Origin of the sequence: Streptosporangium sp. NPDC020145 (genome assembly GCF_040631275.1) — a bacterium.
In the GTDB taxonomy this organism is placed as follows: Bacteria; Actinomycetota; Actinomycetes; order Streptosporangiales; family Streptosporangiaceae; genus Streptosporangium.
On record NZ_JBEXZT010000034.1, the window covers coordinates 55,802 to 70,589 of the forward strand.

The following is a 14,788-nucleotide window of genomic DNA, read 5'->3' on the forward strand; positions in this document are numbered from 1 at the left end:
CTGCGTCAACCCTGCGCGGTCGGATCATGCGCAGGCCGTGTCAACTAGCGTAGTCGCTGGTGGCGAAGACCCGAGTAAGAATAGTCGGGACACCCATGTCATGGCGATCCCATAGCGTGCCATAACCGCGCAAACCTTGGTTCAACGCCGTGATTTCCTCCGGTTGTGATGGATTCGCCGTCATTACCGTGAGCCCGTGAGAGCCATACTGCGGGTTTCCGGAGAAGTGAGCATGACCGCCGGGGTGGTCGTGTTGTTCTTCTGCGCGTACCTGCTGTGGGGAACGGGGTCCTACACGGCGCGGCGGCAGGCGGAGCTGCGCGAGGGCTTCCGCGCCGGCCTTCCCACGCTCACGGCCCTGCCCGGGGCCCCGCCTGCGGTCCCACCCGGGACCGGGGTCCGTCCCGTCCAGGAGCGGCTGCCCGCCTGGTTCAGGAAGGGGGACGCGCTGGCGCTGCTCAGGATTCCCCGGTTCGGCGCGGACTACGAGTACGCCGTCGTCGAGGGCGTCGGTTGGGACCAGCTGCGGACGGGGCCGGGGCACTACCCGGGCACCGCCCTACCCGGCGAAGTAGGAAATTTCGTGCTTTCTGGTCATCGAACCACTTATGCGGCGCCGTTCAACAGGCTCGGGGAACTGCGCCGGGGCGACGAGATCGTGGTGGAGACCCGGCAGGCCGGCTACACCTACCGGGTCACCGGCGAGCGCGTCGTCGACCCGGGACAGGTGGACGTCATCGCCCCCGTCCCCGGCGTGCCGGGCCGCAGACCGACCAAGGCCGTGATCACGCTGTCCACCTGCCATCCGGAGTACTCCGCCGCCCAGCGGCTCATCGTCTCCGGCGAACTCGTCCGGCGCGAGGACCGCCGGGGATAGGACGACCGACATGTACGGCAGGCTCTGGCGTTCGCTTCCCGGCCCCCTCGCGGTCAGGACGCTCACCCTCGTGGTGCTCGTGGCGGCGACGGCCGCCCTGCTGTGGTTCGTCGTCTTCCCCTGGGTCGAACCCCGCCTGCTCCTCGACCCCGCCCTCCCGGACCGCTGAGCCGTACGGCACGGAACCGCCGTGCAAGGGGCCGTACGAGGGGCCGAGGAAAGGCCGGAGAAAACTCCGGCGAACCCGTGTAACGCTCACGATGCCCTGAACGACTAACCAGTGAGCCCTTCCGCCATCGCCCCCGAGTGGCGGAAGGGCTCTTCTCCTTTCCTGAGACCGGAGACGCCAACGGTTTCCGGAGCCGGGAACGCCCTCCGGAGGCGGGAACGAACGAGGACCCCCGCCAGACGGCGGAGGTCCTCAGGGAAAACCCAGGTCAGAGGCTCAGCTCAGGTCTCCGTCACCGGAGTTGTCGAAGATCGAGCCGTCGTCGGTCTCCGTCGGCTCAGGGTCAGGCTGCTGGTCGTCGGTGGGCTGCTCGTCGGGATAGTCGGTGGTCGGCTGCTCGGTCGGCTGCGGGGGCTGCCCGCTGGAGACGAGCAGTGTGATCGTGGTGCCGGGGTTCAGCTTGGTGCCCGCCTGGGGAGCCTGGCTGAGGACGGTGCCCTCCGGCAGGTCGCTCGGCTGCTCGACCACCTTGGTCTTGAAGCCCGCGTCCTTGAGCATCCGGGTGGCGTCCTCGACCGTGAGGTTGGCCACGCCCGGCACCTCGACGGCCTCCTTGGGCACGTAGATCCGGACTGTGCTCTCCTTGGCCGCCTTCTCACCGGCCGCGGGGTCGGACTGGAACACCTTGCCCTGCGGGCGGCTGGACACCTTGCTCTGCACGCTGACCTTGAAGCCCTTGTTCTCAAGGGCCGAGGTCGCCTCCTCGACGGTCATGTTGAGCACGTCGGGCACCTCGACCTTCTCGATGCCCTTGGAGACCTTCAGGGTGACCACGGTGTTCTTGTCGACCTCGGTGGTCGCGGCCGGGTCGGTGTCGATGACCGTGTCCTTCGGCAGCTTGTCGTCGAAGGTCTCCTCGATCTTCACCTGCAGCCCGAGGTCGGTCAGCGTCTTCTTCGCCGCGGCGACGGTCTGCGTGGCCAGCTCGGGGATCTTCACCTTCGTCGCCGCGGTGTTGCCGCCCGGCGCGCTCAGGAACATGTAGCCGACGCCGATGAAGGCACCGATGATCAACAACGGGACCAGGATCCACGCCGCCGTCTTGACCGCGGTGTTTCCGCTCTGCTGGCGGCGACGGCCGCGTTCCGGCCTGCCGCCGTCCTGCTGGCCGTACTCGTAGGGGGGAACCGCGGTGGTGCGCTGGGTCGAGGGGCCCTCGGGCATCGGGGCCTGCTGCTGCATGGTGCGGGTGGCCCCGCCGTAGCCGCCTGCGGCCATGGCCGTCGTCTGGGCGTCGGTCGGCATGCCCGACATGGCCCGCTGGATGTCGGCCCGCATCTCCGCCGCGCTCTGGTAGCGCTGCGCCGGGTCCTTGGCCATCGACTTCAGCACGATGGCGTCGGCCCACGCGGGGATTTCGGGGTCGATCTGCGAGGGCGGGATCGGGTCCTCGCGCACGTGCTGGTAGGCGATCGCGACGGGGGAGTCACCGGTGAAGGGCGGCTGCCCGGTCAGCAGTTCGTACAGCACGCAGCCGGTCGAGTACAGGTCGCTGCGCGCGTCGACCCGCTCACCACGGGCCTGCTCCGGCGACAGGTACTGGGCGGTTCCGATGACCTGCGCGGTCTGCGTCATGGTCGCGGCCGAGTCGGCCATCGCGCGGGCGATGCCGAAGTCCATGACCTTGACGTCGCCGTTGCGGGTGATCATGATGTTCGCCGGCTTGATGTCCCGGTGGACGATCCCGCCACGGTGGCTGTAGTCGAGCGCCCGCAGGATGCCGTCGACCAGCTCGGCCGCGCGCTCCGGCATCAACCGCCGGTCGGCGCGCAGCAGGTCGCGCAGCGTGCGACCGTCGACGTACTCCATCACGATGTACGGCACCGGCGCGCCGTCCGTCACGTCCTCACCCGTGTCGTAGACCGCGACGATGGACGGGTGGTTCAGTGACGCGGCGGACTGCGCCTCGCGGCGGAAACGGGCCTGGAAGATGTGATCCCTGGCCAGGTCCGCGCGAAGGGTCTTGATGGCGACGATCCGATCCAGCCGGATGTCTCGTGCGCGGTAGACCTCGGCCATGCCGCCACGCCCGACGACGCCGTCAAGCTCGTAGCGATCGCCGAGGCGTCGGGGCTGAGTCATTTCCTGCACTGTCCCTTACCGTTCATCTTGGGTGCCGCTGGCCTCTTGGGCCACCGGTGTCCATCTTCGACCTGTTGCCACATCACGTCTCCCCGGTCGGCTCATTCGTTTCGCCGGTTGTGGGGCTACTGCTCGGGGTGGGGCTGGGAGTCGCCGGCGGGCTCGTGGTGGGCGTCGGGGTCGGGGTGGACGGACTGGGGCTGGGCGATGGTGACGTCGTCGGCCGGACGCTCGGAGAGGCCGATGTGCTTACCGTAGCCGAAGGCGTGGGCGTAGTCCTGACCGACTTTGTCGGAGCCACCGGCGGTCTCGTCCACGCGGGCTTCGTTTTGCGTGGCTTGACGGCAGGGGTCCTGGTCACCGAGGCGGTCGTCGGAATGACCGGTTCTGGTGGGCCGGTGTGGCCCGCGGGAACCGTCGCGTCCCTCACCACCAGGGTGCCGAGCCCGAAGGCGGCGGCGCATCCCGCGACCGCGGCGACGACCATCGTCGTGCGCCGCAGCGCCGTACGACGCCGGGAGACCCGGGTGATCTCCGGAGAGGACGGCTGGGCGGGCTGGGACGGCGGGGTCGCGGGCGTCGCGTCGGGCAGGGGCGGGGTGACCGGGGCTGCGGAGATCTCCCTCGGCCACTCGCCCGCGGGCTCGGGACGCCACCCGGCCGGATCGGTGAGCATGGCCAGGTCGGAGGAGTCGGAGACCGCGCCGGCCGTCACGACGCCGCGCAGCGTCGTCGCCCGCTGGACCAGTTCGCCCGCGCTCTCCGGGCGCAGCGTCGGGTCCTTCTCCAGACACGCCATCACCAGGTCGCGCACCACCAGCGGAACGCTCAGCGGCAGCGGCGGAGGGGTGGCGTTGATGTGCATGAGCGCGACCGCCACCTGGGTGTCCGCGACGAACGGCGGCCTGCCCGCCAGGCACTCGTAGGCCACCACGCCCAGCGAGTAGATGTCGGTCGCGAAGGTCAGCGGCGAGCCCGAGGCCTGTTCCGGGCTGAGGTATTGGGCGGTGCCGAGCACCGTGCCGGTCAGGGTCACCGGCGCGGCCTCAAGCGCCCTGGCGATGCCGAAGTCGGTGATCTTGATCACCCCGGCCCCGGTGACGAGCAGGTTGCCGGGCTTGATGTCGCGGTGGATGATGCCCGCGTTGTGCGCGGCCCGCAGCCCCTTGGCGGTCTGGTGGATCACGTCGAGGGTGACCTCGGTCCCCAGGGCGCCGTCGCGGGACAGGATGTTCGCCAGCGACTCGCCGGGCACCAGCTCCATGACGAGGTAGGCGACGTCCTCCGCCTCGCCGTAGTCGAAGACCTGCGCGATGGCCGGGTCGGCGAGCCGCGCCGCGAACCTGGCCTCCATCCTGAAGCGGTCACGGAAGGTCGAGTCGGAGGCCACGTGGCTGCGCAGCAGCTTGACCGCGACCTCCCGGCCGAGAAGTTCGTCCTTCGCCCGCCACACCTCGCCCATGCCGCCCGTAGCGATCCGCCCGAGCGGGCGGTATCGGCCTCCGAGCAGGGCGGTCATCTGCCCAGCACCGCTTCCATCACGCTCTTGGCGATCGGGGCGGCGGTGTGACCGCCGGAGGCGTCGTCACCGGCGCTGCCCGACTCGACGATGAGCGCCAGGGCGACCTTGGGGTCCTCGGCGGGGGCGAAGGAGATGAACCACGCGTGCGGAGCCCTGCCCTTGACGGTCTCGGCGGTGCCGGTCTTGCCCGCGACGGAAACGCCGGGGATCTGCGCCGCGTTGGCGGTGCCGTTGCTGACGACGCTGACCATCATCTCCGTCAGCTTGTTCGCGTTCTCCTCGCTCATCGCGGTGGACAGCTTGTCGGGGTCGGCCGAGTCGATCTCGCCGCCCTCGGCGTCGGCGATCTTGTTGACAAGGTACGGCTTCATGACCACGCCGTCGTTGGCGATGCCCGCCGCGACCAGAGCCATCTGCAGCGGCGTCATCTGGTTGCTGCGCTGGCCGATCGAGGTCTGGGCCAGGGCGGCCAGGTCCTCCTCGGGGCCGATCCCGCTGCCCGCGACGTCCATCGGGATCTTCAGCGGATCGCCGCCGATGCCGAACTTCTCGGCCTGCTCCTTCAGCGCGTCGTAACCCAGGCTCATCGCGATCTTGGCGAACGGGGTGTTGCAGGAGCGTTCGAGGGCGAAGGTCAGTGTCACCCGGCCAGAGCCGCACGCGGCGCCGCCGTAGTTGGGCAGGTCGGCGCTGGTGTTGGGCAGGTCGAGCACCTGCGGCGCGTCCACCTGCGTCTGCGGGCCGACGCTGTCGTCGCTGGCGAGGTAGGCCGCCAGGGTGACCACCTTGAAGGTCGAGCCCGGCGGATAGCTGCGCTCGATCGCCCGGTCGACCAGCGGTTTGTCCTCGTCCTTGTCGAGCTTGTTGTAGGCCTTGTTGACCGTGGCCTTGTCCGGGCCGACCAGCGTGTTGGGGTCGTAACTGGGGACCGAGACCATGGCGAGGATCGCGCCCGTCTTCGGCTCGATCGCGACCAGGGCGCCCTTCTTGCCGCTGGCGCTCAGCGCCCGGTAGGCCGCCTCCTGCGCCCTGGGGTTGATCGTCAGGTCGACGTTGGCGCCCTTGGTCCGCTCACCCGTGATCAGGTCGAGGCCGCGCCGGATCAGCAGGTCGGGGCTTGAGCCGTTGAGCAGCGGGTTCTCCGCGGCCTCCATGTCGCGCTCGCTCTCCGGGGCGAAGAACCCGGTGATGGGCGCGTAGACCTTGCCGCCCGGATAGCGCCGCTGGAAGCGGAACTGGTTGTCACCGGTGTCCACGGACTCGGCGAGCACCTTGTCGCCCGCGGTGATCCGGCCCCGCTCGACCTCGTAACGGGCGTAGAAGTTGCGGACGTTGTGCGGGTCGGAGCGCAGCCCGTCGGCCCGTACGGCCTGCAGGTAGTTCACGTTGAGCATGAGCAGGCCGAACATCACCAGGCAGGCCACGGCAACGCGCTTGAGGGGAGCGTTCATCGCTGGAACACCTGCGTCATTCCTTCGTCCTGGATGGCCTGGGGCGGGGGCTTCCTGGCACTGTCCGACATGCGTACCAGCAACGCGATAAGGATCCAGTTAGCCAGCAGCGCCGAACCACCCTGGGACATGAAGGGGGTGACCAGGCCGGTCAGCGGGATCAGGTTGGTCACGCCGCCGACGATGATGAAGACCTGCCAGGCCAGGATGAACGAAAGACCGCCGGCCAGCAGCTTGGAGAACGGGTCGCGGGCCACGATCGAGGTGCGCAGGCCGCGTTCGACGATCAACGCGTAGATCATCAGCAGCGCCATCAGGCCGGTCAGTCCGAGTTCCTCGCCGGTGGCGGGGAAGATGAAGTCGGAGAAGGCCAGCGGGATCTTGTAGGGGTACCCCTGGCCGAGTCCGGTGCCGACGATGCCGCCCTGCCCCATCGCGAACAGACCCTGAAGGAGCTGGAAGCTGCCGCCGGGCTTGTCGTACAGGGCGGGGTCGTAGGGGTGCAGGTAGACGGTGAAGCGGTCCTGCACGTGGCTGAAGAGCATCCCGGCCAGGATCGCGCCGCCGACGAAGAGCAGGATGCCGATCAGCACCCACGAGGTGCGCTGGGTCGCGATGTAGAGCATCGCGATGAACGTGCCGAAGATCAGCAGCGAGGATCCGAGGTCCTTCTGCATCACCAGTACGGCCAGGCTGAAACCCCAGGTGATGAGGACCGGGCCGAGGTCGCGGGCACGGGGCAGGTCGATGAACAGCAGCCGTCGCCCGGCCAGTGCCAGCACGTCACGCTTGGCGACGAGGTAACCGGCGAAGAAGATGACCAGCGCGAGCTTGGCGAACTCGGCGGGCTGGAGACTGGCGCCGCCGACGCCGATCCAGATGCGGGCGCCGTTGATCTCCTTGCCGAGGAACGGGATGAGCGGGGAGACCAGCAGGAGCAGGCCCGCCGCTCCCGCGGTATAGGTCAGACGCTGCAGCGCGCGGTGGTCGCGCAGCACGATCAGCGTCACGGAGAACAGAACGACGCCGACGCCGGTCCACACGAGCTGGTTGGTCGCCGAGGCCCCCGGCATCTTCGCCTGCTCCATGCGGTAGATCATCACCAGGCCGAGCCCGTTGACCACGGTCACCAGCGGCAGGATCAGCGGGTCGGCCCAGGGGGCGAACTTCGCCAGCACGAGGTAGGCGGCCAGCATGAATCCGCCGAGGCCGAGGCCGTAGGTGAGCATGCCCGCGGGAACCCGGCCGTCGATGGCCAGGCCCACGTTGGCGTAGGCGCCCATCACGATCACGACCGCGAAGGCGAGCATCACCAACTGGGCCACTCGCCGTTTGGCGGGCAGGGGGACGAGCTCGACGCTTGGGGTGCTCATATATCTACTTTGTCGGGTCCGGGGTGGGAGTGCCGCTCGACTGGGGGGTCTGCTTGTCCTTCCCGGTCGCCTTCGGGGTGGGTTCGGGCTTCTGGGAGGGTGTCGAGGACTTCAGCTCCGCGATCTTCTTCAGGCCCGCCTCGACGCTGGGGACGGGGATGCCGTCGCGTACCTGGCCCTGCTGGAACGCGCCAAGGGTTGAGATCGACTCCGTGGTGCTCCGGGCGACGTCGAAGAGCTGGAAGGGGCCGAGGTTGGTTTTCACGCCTTGGAAAACCACGATCTCGTCACCTTTAGCTCCCACGAAATATTGATCTTCAAGCCATTGTGTCCCGAAATACCACCCTAGGCTGCCACCGACGAGGACGACGCCGCCCACCGAGGCCAGAAGCGGCCACAGACGGCGGCGCCTGACCGGCCGTGCCGCCGCCCTGGCGACGGGTTCGTCGAACTCGTCGTCGGTGATGACCGGCTGCGGCATGGTGACGACGCCCGCGTGGCCCACGTGGCCGGCGGGGGCGTCCGACGGGGAGGGCTGCCTGATGGACCCGGCGGCACCGACGACGGCCGCGTCGACGGGCAGGGCGGTCCCCTCGTCGACGTCGAGCACGTCGGCGAGCACACAGGTGATGTTGTCGGGACCACCTCCCCGGTTGGCCAGGTCGATGAGCGCGCGGACCGCGGCCTCGGGGTCGTCGATCGTGGACAGCGCCTGGTGCAGCGTCTCGGCGCTCACCACCCCGGACAGGCCGTCGGAGCACAGCAGGTAGCGGTCGCCGATCTGGGCCTCGCGCAGGGACAGGTCGGGCTCGACCTCGCCGCTGCCGTCGAGTGCCCGCAGCAGGATCGACCGCTGGGGATGGGTGGCGGCCTCCTCCTGGGTGATCCGGCCGTCGTCGACCAGCGACTGCACGAGAGTGTGGTCGTGGGTGATCTGGTACAGCTCGCCGGAGCGCAGCAGATAGGCGCGTGAGTCGCCGACGTGGACCAGTGCCACCCTCGTGCCCGACCACAGCATGGCGGTCAGCGTGGTGCCCATGCCCTTGAGGCTGGGGTCGCCGCCGACCATCTGGTGGAGTCTGCGATTGGCGTCCCTGACCGCCGCCTCGATGGCGCCGAGCAGGTCGACACCCTGGGTGTCCTCGTCGAGGGAGGACATCGCGGCGATGGCGACCGAGCTGGCCACCTCGCCGTGCGCGTGGCCGCCCATGCCGTCGGCGACGGCGAGCAGTCGGCCGCTTGCGTACGCCGAGTCCTCGTTGCCTTCACGCAGGAGGCCGACGTCCGAGCGGGCGGCGTAACGGAGTGCGATGGTCATTTGCGCAATTCGATGACGGTCTTACCGATGCGGATCGGAACACCGAGCGGCACCGGAGTCGGACGGGTGACTTTGGAGCGGTCGAGGTATGTTCCGTTGGTAGAACCGAGATCTTCCACGATCCACTGACCGTCCTGGGGGAAGAGCCGGGCGTGCCGGCTGGAGGCGTAGTCGTCGCTGACCACCAGGGTGGCGTCGGTCGCCCTGCCGATGGTGATCGGAGTCTCCGACAGGGTGATGGTCGTGCCCTGCAGGGGGCCGCCGGTGACGACCATCTGCCGGGGCTCCCCCTTCCTGGGCTTGGCGACGACGGGCTTGGCGGCCTTGGGGGCCTTGCGGGCGGGGATCGGCGCACCGGCGCGTGATCCGAACAAGTCTGTCCGGATCACACCTACCGCGGCGATCACGAAGAACCACAGCACCGCCAGGAACGCGAGGCGGATCAGTAGCAGCGTGAGCTCGGACATGAACCGTCTGTTTACCTTTAATCGCGCCGGAAAACCAGAGTCGTCCGCCCCAGCGTCACGCGAGTGCCGTTCTGGAGCTCGACCCGGCGCACCGGCTGGCCGTTGACGAAGGTGCCGTTCGTCGAGCCCAGGTCGACGAGCACGACCTGCGGCCCCTCGACCCGGAGCTCGGCGTGGTGCCGGGAGACCCCGGGGTCGACCAGCCGAAGATCGCAGTCGGTGCCCCTGCCGAGCAGGGTCACCGGGGTCGTCAGGTCGAAGGAGCGCTGGCCCTGCGGGTCGTCCTGGGTGGAGACCAGCAGACGGGGGCGTCCGTTGAAGGCGTGGGGCCGGGCAGGAGGTACGTCGCTCACCGGCTGACGGATCTCGTCCTGCTCGACCGTCGCCCCGCGGATCACCCCGGAGCGGATGCGGAACAGGCCGACGGCCAGGTCCTCGGCCGTCTCGAACCGGACCCGCACGGGGCCGACGAAGGAGTAGCCCTGTTCCTTGGCGTACTCCCTGGCGAGGTTGGCCAGTTCGTGGCTGATGCTGTCGGCGTAGACGTCGAGGCGCTCGCTGTCGGTCGTCGACAGCTCGACCACGAAGTCGTTCGGCACGAGGGTCCTGCCCTGCGCGACGATCGCCGCCCGTTCGTCCATCTCCCGCTGGACCGCGCTGGCCACCTCGACCGGCTGAAGGTCGGATTTGAACGCCCGCGCAAAGGCCCCCTCAACCAGACCTTCGAGCCTCCGCTCGAAGCGCTGAAGGACTCCCACCGGGTCCCTCCCTTCTTCCGTCTATGTAGGTCACGGCCGCCCGGGGCTGTTCCTCGCTCTCTCGCGCCCCTGCTGCTCCGCTCGCGTCTAGGAGGATCGTATCCGGGTTCGTGGGTATCGGCTGATCCGTGCTAATGTTTCAGCGCACCCAACAAGGGCGGGTGGCGGAACGGCAGACGCGCACGGTTCAGGTCCGTGTGTCCGAAAGGACGTGAGGGTTCAAATCCCTCCTCGCCCACTCGATCAAGACCCCGGTCGCGAAAGCGCCGGGGTCTTTTCGTTGCCTCTGGGGCGCTGTCGCGCATCGGGACCGTCCGAAGGGTGGCGGTTGCGGGCTGGTCGGTGATCAAACTAGTCGTTCGCTTCCTCGTGGAGAAGTCCCGGTCACTCGAATATGTAGCGCCCTGCCCTTTCTGGCCGCTTTCGACCTGCTTGCAGGCGTCCGTACGGCAAGGCTGATTACGCTGACAGAGAAACGGGCCGGTGGGAGGACGTCTCCCACCGGCCCGAGTGCTCCAAAGATCTACCGTGCGGCCAGCACCCGCATGTCCAGCAGCTCGCCGAGCAGGTCGGTGAGGCTGACCATGCCGGCCACCTTCTCCCCGTCGGTCACCAGGCCCACGTGGGCGTGGGCCTCCTGCAGGGCGGAGACCGCCTCGGGGATCGTGGTGTCCCGGCCGAGGAGCGGCACCGGGCGGGCCAGCTCCGCAGGGGAGGCCTCAGGGCGGACCAGGGCGTCCCTGACGTGCAGTACGCCCAGGACCTCGCCGGGCCGTTCCGAGGTCACCAGCAGGCGCAGGTGCCCGCTCTCCGCGGCGACCTCGCGAACCTGCTCGCCGGTGGCGTCCCCGGGGACGCACGCCACCCGTGCCAGGGGCAGCGCCAGCCGTTCGATGGGCTGCTGGTGCACTCGCAGGGCCCGGGTGAGCAGGTCGTGCTCGGCGCGGTCGAGCAGGCCCATCCGGCCCGACTCACCGACCAGCATCGCCAGCTGGACCGGGGTCCTGGTGGTGGCCAGCTCGTCCCTCGGGCGCACGCCGAACAGGCCGAGCACCCCGTTGGTCAGGCCGTTGAGCCCGGCCAGCACCGGGCGGACCACCCGGGTGAAGGCGCGGAATGGCAGGGCCAGGCCCATCGCCGCGATCTCGGGGTGGGTCAGCGCCCACGACTTGGGGGCCATCTCGCCGACCACCATGTGCAGGAAGGTGATCACCGCGAGCGCGATCACCAGCGAGATGGGCACCTGCAGCGACTCGGGCACGCCGATCGCTCCGAAGACCGGTTCGAGCAGGTGCTCGACGGCGGGCTCGGTCACCATGCCCAGGCCCAGGGAGCACAGCGTGATGCCCAGCTGCGCCCCGGCCAGCATCAGGGACAGCTCCCTGCCCCCTCGTACGGCGGCGCGGGCGGCCACGCGGGTCATCCTGCCGCCCCTGCCCGCGAGCTCCTCAAGACGGTGCCTGCGGGCCGAGATGACCGCGAACTCGGCGGCCACGAAGAAGGCGTTGCCGATCAGCAGCGCGACGCCGAGCAGTAGGGCCCCGGTGGTGCTCATCGGCCGTTCACCGCCTGCCTGCGCTCGTTGGGCCGGGGTACGGCCAAGGCGTGTTCCCCGCTTTCTGAGGAGTCCTCGGCTAAGTCGGCCCGCTCGGGAGCGGGGAAGGCCAGCCGTACCCACTCGGGGACCCTGCGGTGGACCGAGAGCACGGTGAGGGTGGCCTCGGCCTCCTGCTCGCCGTCGTCGTCGAGCGGGTCGCTCTCCAGGGCCAGGGTGACGGTGACCCGGTCGCCGGGCTCGGCCATCCTGCCAAGGGTGGCCAGGACCAGGCCCGCGACGGTGTCGTAGTCGTCGCTCTCGGGCAGCGAGAGCCTGGTCGCGCGCTCGATCTCGTCGAGTCTGAGCGTGCCGGGCAGGTCCCAGGTGCCGTCGTCGTTGGCGACGACCCCCGCGGGCTCCGGGTCGTTCTCGTCGACCAGTTCGCCGACCAGTTCCTCGGCGAGGTCCTCGACGGTGACGACGCCCGCGAGCCCGCCGTACTCGTCGATGATGCAGGCCAGGTCGTCCATGGCGGCGCGCATGCGTTCGAGCACGACCGGCAGCGGCAGCGAGTCGGGGACCAGCAGGGCCGGGCGGGTGACGAGCTCGATCGGGCCGTCGGTCACGCGGGACCTCAGCAGCTCCCTGACGCCGGTGACCCCGGCGACCTCCTCGCCGTTGTCGTGGCGCAGCACCGGGTAGCGGGAGTGGCCGTGTTCGGCGACGGCGTCGAGCAGGTCGGAGATGGGGCGCTCGGCGCGCAGCAGCACCAGCCTGGGCCGCGGCACCATGACGTCCTCAGCGGTGCGGTCGCCGAACTCCAGCGCCCGTTCGAGCAGGTCGGAAAGGCGCGGCGGCAGGGCGCCGGAGGTCGCGGACTCGGAGATGATCCGTGACAGCTCCTCCGGGCTGGCGCCGTGCTCGACCTCCTCGATCGGCTCGACGCCGACCTTGCGCAGCAGGCCGGTCGCGGCGGAGTCGAACAGCCGGATCACCGGACCGGCGATCCTGAGGTAGACGAGCGTCGAGCGGGCGAGGAACTTGGCGACAGGCTCGGGCCGGGCGATACCGAGGTTCTTCGGGGCGAGTTCGCCGAAGACCATCTGGATGATCGTCGCCACGGCGACCGCCAGCGCGATCGCCACGCCGGGCACGGCGGCCGAGGGCACCCCGGCCCCTTCGAGAGGGGGGCGCAACACGGTCGCGATGGCCGGTTCCGAGATGAAGCCGACCAGCAGCGCGGTCACGGTGATGCCGAGCTGCGCGCCGGAGAGCATGAAGGACAGGCGTCCCGTCACCGTGAGCGCGCGTTCGGCCGCGGCGTCGCCGGCGTCGGCCTGCTCACGCAGAACGCCCCGGTCGGCGGCGACGAAGGCGAACTCCTGGGCGACGAAGTAACCGGTCGCGAGAGTGAGGAGCAGTACGGCCAGCAGGCCGAGAACCGTGTTCACCGGGTCCTTCCCCCGGCTGGGTCAGTGGTTCCCGTGCGTTCGCACGGGCAGGTACTCCACGGGTCCGAAGTGGACACGATCTTCCTTTCGAGCAGCGGTCGTCCTCTACGGTAACGATCCACGTGGGGGCCGATGTTTCCAGATCGGCCGACGATCCCATAGTTGGTTGATAACCACCCTTATATGTACTTATCCATAGCGAAAGCTTGGGCACACGCCTACGTGCGCCGGGACCGCGACGTAGCGTCGATAATGACGGTCTCATCGTGACTTCGAGAGGTGGCGGGAATACGACGTGGGCGACTGGACCGAGGACGACGACCGCACCCGTGCCCTGCGGCCGCCGACGCCGGGCCCCGCGTCGCCGCGAGCGGCGGGCCAGCCCGCCTATCCGGCGCAGGGTTCCCCCAGGAACGTTCCCGGCGAGGAGCCAAGGGCCACCTCCCGGGTGTACGGCAAGCCCAGACAGGGATCGGGCAAGGTCAGGCCCCTGCAGCCCTCCCCAGGAGGCCCCGGCGAGCCGCCCTCGGGCTCGGGAGGCGCCCCCAGACGGTCGTGGCGGCCGAAGCGGCCGGGCAGGCTGGCCGTACAGATCCTGGTCGGGTTGCTCGTGGTGCTTCTGGTGGTCGCGATCGGCGGCTACTTCACGATCAACTCGCGGCTGAAGCGGGTGGACGCGCTCGGCGACTATGAGGGCCGTCCCGCCGACACCCCCGGCACCAACTGGCTGCTGGTCGGCTCCGACAGCCGCCAGGGCCTGACCAAGGCCCAGCGCAAGAAGTTCGCCACCGGTTCGGCCGTGGGGCGCAGGACCGACACGATGATGCTCCTGCACATCCCCGACACCGGTGACCGCCCGACCCTGGTCAGCCTTCCGCGTGACTCCTACGTGCCGATCGACGGCCACGGCCGGGGCAAGCTGAACTCGGCCTACGCCTTCGAGGGCGGCCAGAAACTGCTGCCCAAGACCGTCGAGCAGGTGACCGGCATCCGGATCGACCACTACATGGAGATCGGTTTCGGAGGCTTCGTCGGCATCGTGGACGCCATCGGCGGCGTCGAGATCGACGTCAAGCAGGACATCAAGGACCACAAGGCCGGGATCAACCTGAAGAAGGGCCGCCAGGTGCTGGACGGCGGGACCGCCCTCGGCTACGTCCGGACCCGCGCGACCGGCGCCATCCCCGACTTCGAGCGGACCCAGCGTCAGCGCCAGTTCTTCTCCGCCGTGGTGAAGAAGGCGGCCAGCCCCGGAGTGCTGCTCAACCCCTTCACCTCCATCCCGCTCGCCCTCAGCGCCGCGGACTCGGTCGAGGTCGGCGAGGAGACCGGCACCTTCGACCTGCTCTCCCTCGGACTGGCGATGGGCGACAACCCGATCACGACCGTCGTCCCCGTCGGCTCCCTGCCGACCATCAACGGCCAGGCCGTCGTCCAGTGGGACCGGGCCAAGGCGCTGCGCATGTTCAAGGCCCTCGCCGAGGACAAGCCGGTCCCTCAGGACGTCCTGGGCAAGTGACTCACCCGGAGGCGGGGGGGGGGGGGGGCGCCCCCCCCCCCCCCCCCCCCCCCCCCCCCCCCGGGGGGGCCCCCCCCCGGGGGGGGGCCCCCCGGGGGGGGGGGGGGGGGGGGCCGAAGAGCACGACAGAGGGGGTGGACAGCGCGGTGGCCAGGTGCGCGACCCCGGTGTCCCCGCACACCACCAGCCGTGCCGTCCCGACCA

Annotated in this window: 12 protein-coding genes, 1 tRNA gene and 1 pseudogene; 4 read left to right on the top strand and 10 right to left on the bottom strand. The window is 69.6% G+C overall.

Annotation, left to right across the window (positions count from 1 at the left end):
• Positions 1 to 196 precede the first annotated feature (196 nt).
• Both ABZ463_RS36745 and ABZ463_RS36750 read left to right on the top strand, forming a co-directional pair.
• Positions 197 to 877: a class E sortase gene (locus ABZ463_RS36745; protein ID WP_352013510.1), complete on the top strand. Its 681-nt coding sequence runs from the start codon at positions 197 to 199 to the stop codon at positions 875 to 877.
• A 10-nt stretch (positions 878 to 887) separates the two neighbouring features.
• Entirely contained in the window at positions 888 to 1,046 is a 159-nt protein-coding gene (locus ABZ463_RS36750; protein ID WP_362783776.1) for a hypothetical protein, read from the top strand.
• A gap of 276 nt (positions 1,047 to 1,322) precedes the next feature.
• Here the strand turns inward: ABZ463_RS36750 and pknB are convergent, their stop codons facing one another.
• The 7 genes from pknB to ABZ463_RS36785 form a co-directional block, all read right to left on the bottom strand.
• Entirely contained in the window at positions 1,323 to 3,188 is a 1,866-nt protein-coding gene (pknB, locus tag ABZ463_RS36755) for a Stk1 family PASTA domain-containing Ser/Thr kinase (protein WP_362783779.1), read from the bottom strand.
• A gap of 82 nt (positions 3,189 to 3,270) precedes the next feature.
• The gene (locus ABZ463_RS36760) at positions 3,271 to 4,707 is read right to left on the bottom strand and encodes a protein kinase (protein ID WP_362783782.1); all 1,437 of its coding nucleotides are present in this window, start codon (positions 4,705 to 4,707) and stop codon (positions 3,271 to 3,273) included.
• Complete coding sequence (locus tag ABZ463_RS36765) at positions 4,704 to 6,161, bottom strand: penicillin-binding protein 2 (RefSeq protein WP_362783785.1); 1,458 nt, start codon at positions 6,159 to 6,161, stop codon at positions 4,704 to 4,706. Before ABZ463_RS36765 ends, ABZ463_RS36760 begins: the two co-directional genes overlap by 4 nt.
• Complete coding sequence (locus ABZ463_RS36770) at positions 6,158 to 7,534, bottom strand: FtsW/RodA/SpoVE family cell cycle protein (protein WP_362783788.1); 1,377 nt, start codon at positions 7,532 to 7,534, stop codon at positions 6,158 to 6,160. The genes ABZ463_RS36765 and ABZ463_RS36770 overlap by 4 nt, the downstream gene beginning before the upstream one ends.
• Positions 7,535 to 7,538: 4 nt before the next feature.
• On the bottom strand, positions 7,539 to 8,852 hold the full coding sequence (locus ABZ463_RS36775; protein ID WP_362783791.1) for a Stp1/IreP family PP2C-type Ser/Thr phosphatase: 1,314 nt from the start codon (positions 8,850 to 8,852) through the stop codon (positions 7,539 to 7,541).
• Complete coding sequence (locus ABZ463_RS36780; protein ID WP_352013503.1) at positions 8,849 to 9,319, bottom strand: FHA domain-containing protein; 471 nt, start codon at positions 9,317 to 9,319, stop codon at positions 8,849 to 8,851. The genes ABZ463_RS36775 and ABZ463_RS36780 overlap by 4 nt, the downstream gene beginning before the upstream one ends.
• A gap of 17 nt (positions 9,320 to 9,336) precedes the next feature.
• On the bottom strand, positions 9,337 to 10,077 hold the full coding sequence (locus ABZ463_RS36785; protein WP_352013502.1) for a DUF3662 and FHA domain-containing protein: 741 nt from the start codon (positions 10,075 to 10,077) through the stop codon (positions 9,337 to 9,339).
• Positions 10,078 to 10,232: 155 nt separating this feature from the next.
• Here ABZ463_RS36785 and ABZ463_RS36790 point away from each other — a divergent pair.
• Positions 10,233 to 10,315 (top strand) — tRNA-Leu (locus ABZ463_RS36790).
• A gap of 285 nt (positions 10,316 to 10,600) precedes the next feature.
• On the opposite strand, the gene ABZ463_RS36795 is transcribed toward ABZ463_RS36790, so the two are convergent.
• Together ABZ463_RS36795 and ABZ463_RS36800 are read right to left on the bottom strand one after the other, a co-directional pair.
• Entirely contained in the window at positions 10,601 to 11,632 is a 1,032-nt protein-coding gene (locus ABZ463_RS36795; protein ID WP_362783795.1) for a hemolysin family protein, read from the bottom strand.
• Positions 11,629 to 13,065 (bottom strand): hemolysin family protein, encoded by a 1,437-nt coding sequence (locus tag ABZ463_RS36800; RefSeq protein WP_362783797.1) that lies wholly within the window; start codon positions 13,063 to 13,065, stop codon positions 11,629 to 11,631. Before ABZ463_RS36800 ends, ABZ463_RS36795 begins: the two co-directional genes overlap by 4 nt.
• Before the next feature lie 295 nt (positions 13,066 to 13,360).
• Here ABZ463_RS36800 and ABZ463_RS36805 point away from each other — a divergent pair, with 295 nt between their 5' ends.
• A complete protein-coding gene (locus ABZ463_RS36805) occupies positions 13,361 to 14,584 on the top strand; it encodes an LCP family protein (RefSeq protein WP_352013499.1) in 1,224 nt (407 codons plus the stop codon).
• Between the two features lie 109 nt (positions 14,585 to 14,693).
• Here the strand turns inward: ABZ463_RS36805 and ABZ463_RS36810 are convergent.
• Positions 14,694 to 14,788 (bottom strand): annotated as a pseudogene (locus ABZ463_RS36810) (glycosyltransferase family 9 protein); the annotation flags it as partial.

What these genes read in the sequence shown, in the direction of transcription:
- ABZ463_RS36750 (WP_362783776.1), top strand. Translation starts at nt 888, where the DNA reads ATGTACGGCAGGCTCTGGCGTTCGCTTCCCGGCCCCCTCGCGGTCAGG.
- pknB (WP_362783779.1), bottom strand. Translation starts at nt 3,188, where the DNA reads ATGACTCAGCCCCGACGCCTCGGCGATCGCTACGAGCTTGACGGCGTC.
- ABZ463_RS36760 (WP_362783782.1), bottom strand. Translation starts at nt 4,707, where the DNA reads ATGACCGCCCTGCTCGGAGGCCGATACCGCCCGCTCGGGCGGATCGCT.
- ABZ463_RS36765 (WP_362783785.1), bottom strand. Translation starts at nt 6,161, where the DNA reads ATGAACGCTCCCCTCAAGCGCGTTGCCGTGGCCTGCCTGGTGATGTTC.
- ABZ463_RS36770 (WP_362783788.1), bottom strand. Translation starts at nt 7,534, where the DNA reads ATGAGCACCCCAAGCGTCGAGCTCGTCCCCCTGCCCGCCAAACGGCGA.
- ABZ463_RS36775 (WP_362783791.1), bottom strand. Translation starts at nt 8,852, where the DNA reads ATGACCATCGCACTCCGTTACGCCGCCCGCTCGGACGTCGGCCTCCTG.
- ABZ463_RS36780 (WP_352013503.1), bottom strand. Translation starts at nt 9,319, where the DNA reads ATGTCCGAGCTCACGCTGCTACTGATCCGCCTCGCGTTCCTGGCGGTG.
- ABZ463_RS36795 (WP_362783795.1), bottom strand. Translation starts at nt 11,632, where the DNA reads ATGAGCACCACCGGGGCCCTACTGCTCGGCGTCGCGCTGCTGATCGGC.